Origin of the sequence: Paenibacillus glycanilyticus NBRC 16618, assembly GCF_004000805.1 — a bacterium.
Lineage (GTDB): Bacteria > Bacillota > Bacilli > Paenibacillales > Paenibacillaceae > Pristimantibacillus > Pristimantibacillus glycanilyticus.
Genome location: NZ_BILY01000050.1, coordinates 36,837 through 45,773, shown reverse-complemented (window position 1 = coordinate 45,773; position 8,937 = coordinate 36,837). Strand labels below are relative to the sequence as shown.

Sequence of the window (8,937 nt, the reverse complement as noted above, 5' to 3'; positions counted from 1 at the left end):
TCCACTCACCCGGCAACGCCGCATTAACAAGATAAGCCCCCGCAAATTGCGGGGGCTTATCTCTAGCAACTTATTGATAGATTTCAATCTCGTACAACGAAGGACCGTATGGAGCAAAGCCCTTCTCCGTTACATAGATTCGTACGTATTGACCTTGCGTTGGAGCATCCAGATTAATGATCTGCTTCAATCCGTCTGCGCTAAGCGATTGTCCCGACACGGAATGGACAGTCGTCCAGCTGGCGTTATCGGTCAGATCGGCACCCGGCTGAGCCACTTGAATGTCGAACGACTTCCCGTAAGCCCCTTCCCAGTTCAGAACAAGCTTGCTGAGGGATTCTACGGCACCAAGATCCACATAAATCCACTCCGGATGGTTATCCGTATTTGTTGTCCAATCCGCGCCCCATCTCGAGCCGGGATCGCCGTCAGTAGCCTCTGCCGCCAGGAATGCGCCTTGCACGGAGGAAGCCACGGCTGCCTTGCCAAGCGCAAGGTTCACATCCGCTGCGATAACTTGCGTCACTTCGTTATCGGCATAACCCGATGCGGCAACCGTAATCGCGTAGCTGCCTGCTGCGGCGAATACGCCCGATTTCAATGTGATTTTGCCTGCCGCAACCGTATACTGGCTGGCTGCAAGAGCGGCATTGTTGACTTTAACGGCCGTAATCGCGCTTTCCCATGCAGAATCGCTGGCAAAGGCAAGATCAATGCTACTGCCAACCTTATTATCGGTCGAATCCGCTGTCAGGACTGGGCCAAGCGGCAATACCGGATCGGGATTCGACGGATTGCCGTATACTTCAACCTCCCATAACGAGTAGCCCCATTGCGTGCCTCTTGCCGTACCATAGATCCGGACATGGCGTGCTTCTTCGCCGTGCAGCGTAATGTTGTCGATACCGCCGTTGCCGGAAGGCTCGGTAAAGATGGTGGTCCAGTCGTTATCGCCCGGCGTTTCCGCCGAAGAGACTTGAACCGTATACGTCTTGCCGTAAGCCCCTTCCCAGCTCAGCGTCATGCTCTCCAGCTTATAGAGCTTCTTCAGGTCAAGCGAGATCCACTGCGGATCCTGTGCGGCGCTCTCCCATCTTGTTCCGGCCTTGCCGTCAATCGCGTTAGACACAGGCTGATTGTTCGTCGATGCGGTTGCCGTGCTGCCAAGCGCGATGTTCTTCGCGTTGGTCTTCACTTCCTGCGATACTTCCGCTGCCGCATAGCCATTAGCCAGAATGGCTATGGAATACGTCTTGATCGATGAGAACAGGGAGGCATCAAGCGTGACTTTGCCAGCCCCAACCGCATACTGGCCTGCATTGACGGCCGCCCCGTCAATCGTAATGCCCGTAATGGCGCTTCTCCAAGCGGCATTGTCCGTAAAGGTCAGTTCAATTGGATAAGTCAGCTTATTATCCGTCGAATCCGCTGCCACCGTTGGCGGCGACACCTTCTCGCGGACGGCTACTTCATCGATATAAATCGTATGCTCGCCGGATGGGGTCGTGATGTCTCCGCTTATAACGTTACCAAGCAAGTATTTCACCGTCAGCGTCATGTCGGCGGTTGGCTTCAATACTTTCGTGTAGACCGTAGAAGAGTCTCCCGTAAGATTGAACAGCACCTGCTGATTGCCGCTATAACCGGTCAGCTCGACGAGAATCGGACGGTTAACGGTTGACCAGGCTTTAAAGCTCAGCTCATACGTTTTGCCGGCTTTCAGCTTGATGCCGGATTGCATGAACTGCGTGGACCACGTATACGGAACGCTCCATTGAGGGTCCAAACCGCCGTTATAGTTGATTTGGATTGCAGCCTTCTCGTCCTCTACCGAAATCGAAGAGTAATCGTCGGCTCCTTTCCACGATTCCCAGTTAGCCGTACCGTTCGTAAAGCTGCCGTTTAATACAAGGTTGCCATCGCCGGAGAAAACTTGCTGCGTCAGGACAGCATCGCCATACCCGGTCGCTGCTACCTTCACCGGATAGTTGCCGTCAACGGAGAAAACATCCGAATGAAGCGTCAGCAGCCCTGCTGCTACCGTGTATTGCGTTGCGTTCAGAGCCGCACCGTTTACGGATACCGATGTAATAGCGCCTCTCCAGGCAGCGTCATCCGCAAAAGGAATCGTGATCTCTTGGCCGGCGAGATTATCCGTGCTGTCCGCTACCATCGTTGGCGGACGCTTCACCGGCGCATTTTCCACCTCAAGCACAACGTTGTCGATCCAGACGGTACCCACTGCTCCACCCGGCGTTTTGCCGAGCATGATCTTAAGCGCAAGCAGCTCGTCGGCCGTAGGACGAACCGTAAACTTCATATGCGTCCAATCCGTGCCAACTGCTTGCACGCCGGAATCAAATCTCCGGACGTACGAGGCGTTTTCCAACGTTGCCTGCAGGTCGCGTGCCACGGAGGCTTTTACGTCAAACTCCAGCGTATAGGTTAAGCCCTTCTTGAAGCTCATGCCTCCTTGAATCAGCATATTGCTGTAAGGCTGGTTGCCCAGGCTTGTAATCATAAGCTTCGCGGCGCCATTCTCCGTGGAGAACTGTGCAGCCCCGCCATCCTGCGTATTTTGCTCCCAATTCAGCAGACCGGCGAAGAAATCGCCGTTCTTCAGCGGGAACAGGTCCACGCCCGTGAAGTCGAAGTTGTTATTCGTCGTGCGGATCAGAGAGACATTGTCGATCGCAACATCCGCGTCATTGCCGCCTAGTCCAAAGACAAGCTGCCCTTCCTCATCCGTTACGCCAACCGGCATCGTAAACGTAAACTCCTGATTGCCCATTGCCGTGCCGATGGTAAAGTCCTTCGAAGCATACAACGTATGGCCGTCTTTGCTTACGAATGAAACCTTAATGGAACGCTCCGAATCCGCCGAAGCCTTGAAGTTCAGCTTATAGGAATCGTTTTGAAGCAGATTGATGCCCTTCTGCGTAAGCGTAATGTCCGATGGACTGTCTCCGCCGTTTGCGATGGCTGCTTCAAGCTGTCTTGCCTCAGGGTCAACCGAACCAGTAGCAGCTGCGTCTCCCGAGGTTTCAAAGTTCCAGTACGTCATACGGTCCATGGAGCCAAGATCGAAATTGCCGTTGTACACATGCTGACCGTTGCCAAGCGGCGCTTTTGCCCCGTTTTGCTCGGATACCACATCAACCTCTTCGATCTTGATATTGCCGATCCATATCGTATTGGTATTGAGACCAAGATTAAGCTCTAGCCGTGCGGCAAGGTCAGTATCGTTATTCATCAGGAAACGGTACTCGTAATGCTTCAGATTGGTTGTCAGCGCGGCATCGAAGTTATCCGAATAAGCGCCCCAGCCGTTATCCGCATCGCCGCCTACCTTCAGGCTTATATTTCTTGCTGCCGCTGCTTTGGCGTCAAAGCTGATTTTGTAAGCATGGCCTTTCGTAATCGTTACATACTGAATCAATTGCAGAGCGTAATTCTGGTTGCCCCCGCTCGTAATCGACACTTTGGCGAACTTATCGTCGCCGATGGTGTCTACGACCGCAGAGCCTGCCCCGCCAAAGTCCGGCGTATGCAGGAAGTTCCAATAGTTCGCGTCAAGCGCCTGCGTGGAATCCGTAATATCGGTAAGGCCATGCTCGAAGTCCTGATCGACGATCGCTTTCGCGTTAGCCGGAATCTCGTCCTTCGAATCCGGCTCTACCGGCGTACGGTAAGGACGGCCCGTCAGTTCGTAAGCACGAACATAGTCCACTTCCATTTTGGCTGGCAGATCGCTGTCGGCCGGAAGACGGTTACCGTCAAATTGACCGCCAACGGCCAGGTTCAGAATTATATAGAACGGTTTGTCAAACGGCGCGGGATATGCGTATTTATCCGGCTGATCGGCTCCCCAGCTGTTCCAGTTGTTAACCGTCTGATAGAGATTGCCGTCCACATACCAGCGGATCTCGCCCGGCTCCCACTCTACCGAGTAGGTATGGTACCCGGAGATGGATTCGCCTTCGGGGAAGGTGTAAGCCGCGCCCGTTGCTTTATTGTTCGGAGCGTTCTTGCCGTAATGGATCGTTCCGCCGACTTCATGCGGCAGACGGCCTCTCGCTTCCATAATATCGAGCTCGCCGGAAGCGGCCCAGCCGCCGTATTCGCTATCGGCAGGCATCATCCAGAAGGCCGGCCAAATGCCCGTGCCTTCCGGCAGCTTCATCCTGGCTTCGAATTTGCCGTAGGCCTTCGTAAACGTATTGCTGGTCCAGAGACGGCCGGACGTATACGGCTTGCCGTTAAACGTCTCTTTTTTCGCGGTAATGACCAGGTTGCCGGTTGCCGGATCAACCGCGATATTTTGCTTGCGATAGTATTGCTGCTCGTTATTGCCCCAGTCCGCAACGCCGTATTCGGAGCCATTGCCTTCCTGGTAGCCCCACTTCGTCAAGTCGACGCCGTTTGTATCGGGAGTGACGGCATCGCCGTTAAACTCGTCGGACCAGACTAGGCTCCACATTTGCTGCGCTTCGATCGTTTGCGTGACTTGACCCAGCTCGTAACCGGTTGCCGCAATAACGATAACGTGATCGCCCGCTGCTGCAAATACGCTCGCTTTGATCGTAATGCTGTTTGTTCCCACCGTGTAATCCTCCGCCTCAAGCGCTGTTCCGTCCACGGTGATCGCGTTAATCGAGCTGCTCCAGCCCGGCTGGAAAGCGAAGGTCAGCGTAATGTCTTTGCCTAGGCTGTTATCCGTCACGTCAGGCGTAACGATTGGAGCTGAAGTAAGGCGTATATCGTTCGCGAGCGATACCTTTTCTCCCAATGCTTCCTTGGCGCCTTTCCGCTCGAAGCGGACGTTGTCGATCAAGACATCATGAGCGGCCAATGCATCGCCGTTCTTGCCTAGGAGGAACTTCAAGCCAACCGTATCATCCTTAGGCATCGTAAACTCGAAGGAGTAGCTCTTCGTTGTTTCGCCTAGCGTTAATTTTTGATTCAGATAACGGGTATAAGTGCCATTTTCCGCAATAACCTCAATGGTTTTGGCTACGGTTGATCTTGCGTCAAAGGTTGCGATATAGGTATTATCCTTCTTCACCGGAAGCGGCTCTTGGAAGAGCATCACATCCCAAGGATTCGCGCCTACATTTTCGATATTGATCCTTGCTCTACCGCTTGTAAAATCAAACGTTGCCTTCGAAGTACCGTCGTACACGCCTTGGATATGCTTCGACCAGTTCGCTTCTCCGTCCGTGAAGTAGCCGTTCTTTAATAGGAAGGCTTTCTCGCGGGCGCCTTTGATTTCCACGCGTACATTGTCCGCGTACACATCATGCGCGCCAGCCGGATTTGTTGCCTGCTTGCCGAGCAGTACTTTAAAGGAGGCTAACGTATCTGCCGTAACGGGAAGCTCATACGTAAAGGTCTGGTAGTCCGCCGTCAGATGCTCCAGCTTCGAAAGCAGGCGCCCGCCGGCATTGTCCACTACAATCTCCACGTCGCGCTCCGCGGTTGATTTGAGATCTACGGATACGACATAGGTATTGTCCTTGCGGAGAGTAAAATCGTTCTGCATCAGCATGACATCCCATGGATTATTGCCAACGCTGCTTACGTTGACCTTCATGCTTCCAGCGTCTTCGTTATAGCCGGTCACTTTGTCCCAGCCGTCGTAAGAGCCTTGCACATGCAGGCTCCACGATGCTTTACCATTCGAGAAGTCGCCGTTCTTCAGCGGGAACTGCTCGGAGAGAGGCAAATCGCCGATGCCATTGTTCGTCAGACGGGTCATGACCACATTATCGATAGTGACGTCCGCATCGCTGCCGCCAAGCATAAAGACGAGAATCGCCTTGTCGTCGGCTGCTGCCGCGGAGTTGAAGTTCACTGTTTGTACGGCGGATGCGCTGGTCAGGTTTACCTCAACAGGGTCGACCACATTCGTGCCGTCCTGCTTCTGGATGCCAACCTTGATCGTACGTTCAGACGCTGCGCTTGCCTTGAACTTCACTTGATAATCGTTGTTCGGAATCAGGTTGACGCCTTTTTGAAGCAGGGTAACGGAAGAAACACCCGCTCCGCCATTCGTAATATTCGCCTTGAATTCGCGTTCTTCCGGATCAACGGAGGCCGTTGCCGCCGCACCGTCCGCCGTATTGAAATGCCAATAAGTCAGACGATCCAATCTTCCAAGGTCAAAATTGCCGTTGTATACATGATTGCCGTTAATCGGCTCTTTCGCCGCATCCTCGTTATACGGATCCGGTGCGTCCACTTCCTCCAGCTTCACGTTGCCGATCCAGACCGGATTGGTGTTCAGCCCGATATTTAGCTCTAGGCGTGCCAGGACATCCGTATCGGCAGCCATCTGGAACGTCATGCTGTAGGTTTTGAATTCATCGGTCAGGCTTGCCGACAGAACATCGGAATACGTTGCCCAGCCGCGGTCGGCACCGCCGCCGATCTTGGCTGACATGGTCCGGTTCGTTGTGGATTTGGCATCAAAGGAAAGCTTGTAGTATCTGCCTTTGCCTACGGTAACGTTCTGGATGAGCTGCACGGAATAGTCCTGCGAGCCTCCGGCCGTAATATCCGCTTTGGCATACGTTTTGCCGCCAATAACGTCGGTTCCGATGGAGCCGTTGCCGTTATAGGTAGGGACATGCACGAAGTTCCATTTTTCCGGATCCAAGGTATCCGAATCTGTCGCTACGGTCTTAAAGCCGTTCGCGAAATTCACATCATGCACATAGTTGCCGTCAATGGCCGGTTTATGATTGTCAGGCAGAGCCTCTTGATCAACCTTTGGCTCTTCAAGTCCTTCCGTAGTATATCCGCCCTTCTTATCGTAGACGCGGACATAATCGACTTCCATCGTACGGGCATTGTCGTCGAGCGGCATCTTGCCGCCGTCGAAGTTACCGCCAACCGCCAGGTTCAAAATCATGTAAAACGGTTTATCAAACGGTGCCGGATAAGCGTATTTCGCCGGCTGGTCTATTCCCCAGCTATTCCAGTTGTTTTGCGTTTGATAGACTTCGCCGTCTACCAGCCAGCGGATTTCGCCCGGCTCCCATTCAACGGCATAGACATGCTCGCCGCTGAAATCCGTTCCGCTCGGGAAGTTGTATTTATTGCCCGTGTAGCGGTTGCCCGGTGCAGCTTTGCCGTAATGGATCGTTCCGGAAACTTCGCCCGGCAGTCGGCCGACCGCTTCCATAATATCGATCTCGCCGGAGGACGCCCATGTGCCGTATTCGCTTGTTGCCGGCATCATCCAGAACGCTGGCCAGAAGCCTTGCCCCTTCGGCAGCTTCAGCTTCGCTTCGAACTTGCCATAGGCTTTGCTGAATGTATTCTGAGTGAAAATCCGGCCGGAAGTATAAGGCTTATTATTACTGTTTGCTTCCTTTTTCGCCGTAATGACAAGCTTGCCGTCTTCTACCTTCATATTGTCCGCTTCATAGCTTTGCTGTTCGTTATTGCCCCAGCCGTCAAGGCCGTATTGCGAACCCGTACCAAGCTGATACCCCCACTTGTCGAGGTTTACGCCATTCGTATCGAGATTGCTGCCGGTTCCGTCAAACTCGTCATTCCAGACCATCTGCCACTCATCGGTTGGGGTTGGCGTAGATGTCGGAGTTGGCGTTGGGGTCGGCGTCGGCGTCGGGGTTGGCGTCGGCGTTGCAGTCGGCGCAGGTGTTGGCGTTCCGCCGCCACCGCTGCTGCTTCCTCCACCGGTGCCTGGAGTTGTCCCGCTGTCTACGACATAAGATTTATCTTTGTCCAGATTTTTGCCGTTCAGGCTGGAATCCGATTTATTGCTGTTCACATGGTCGATATCCGAATTACTTGTTTCCAGTACCGTATCGGAATTGAGCTCCATCGTTCCGACCTCCGAGCCGTCAACAACGACGCGCACCGGCCCTTCCTTCTTATCAACAACGATATTCGGCGTCTGAACATTATTCAGGTGAATACTATGCACACCGCCGCCGCTGATAAAGATGGTTCCTTTTACTTCCGTATTTTTCAGCGTAAAATCGCCTTCGCCAATCCCCGCGGTCAAGTAAAGATTCCCGCCGATTGCCGAATTCTCGATCGTTACGCCGTCAAAGTTCACCAGCCCATTGCCCGCCAGCTTTTGATCCTTGTACGTCTGCGCTTTCACGTAAACTTCGCCTGCTAGACGGCTTAATAGAACAACCGCTTCCGCACGCGTAATCGACTTAAGCGGCTGAACCGTCCCGTCCGGGAAGCCCTTCAAATAACCCCCGCTTACCAATTGGCCCAGCGGCTCTACCGCAAATGCGCCAACTTGCGCTTTATCATTAAACGCTCCAAGCGGATCAGCGCCTGTTACTGCCGGCAATCTGAACAGTCCTGCAGCTATTTTTGCCGCCTCTTGTCTTGTAATTGCCGTATTTGGTTTAAAGGTTCCATCCGGATAACCGTTAATAAAGCCTGCTTGCTTTCCGATCGACACCGAATCGGCATACCACGCTTCTGCCCCTACATCCGAGAAGCCGTTCTCTCCTTTTGCCGTAAAACCAAACAAGCTGTTAATCAGCTTCGTAAATTCCGCGCGCGTAATGCCTTGCTCCGGCTTGAACGTTCCGTCCGGATAACTGTTAACGAGGCCCTTGGATGTCCAATCCGTTACCTGCTGCGAAGCCCAATGCCCCGCAACATCCGGCGCCGCAGCGCTTGTGGCTGCCGCTGTCGTATCCGAAGCCGCAAATACGGCTGCCGGCACGTAACTTACGGCGATAACGACTGACATCACGAACGACAATAACCTTTTTGTTCTTTTTCTAGTCAACACTGTTTTCCCCTCTCAAGCAAGATGACCAGGGTGACTGTTCTAGTTGTAAACGTTTTCAGAATTTTCAAAAAAGGATAACCGGCAAAAGAAAAGGAACGCCTGGCGTAAATATGGCGTTCCTTATCCTGTTGCAAGCCGTTATTGCT

General features: G+C 53.3%; 1 protein-coding gene. It reads right to left on the bottom strand.

The features are described 5' to 3' along the window. Nucleotides 1–70 precede the first annotated feature (70 nt). The gene (locus PGL01S_RS27570; protein WP_127498407.1) at nt 71–8,791 is read right to left on the bottom strand and encodes a hemoblobin-interacting domain-containing protein; all 8,721 of its coding nucleotides are present in this window, start codon (nt 8,789–8,791) and stop codon (nt 71–73) included. Nucleotides 8,792–8,937 lie beyond the last annotated feature (146 nt).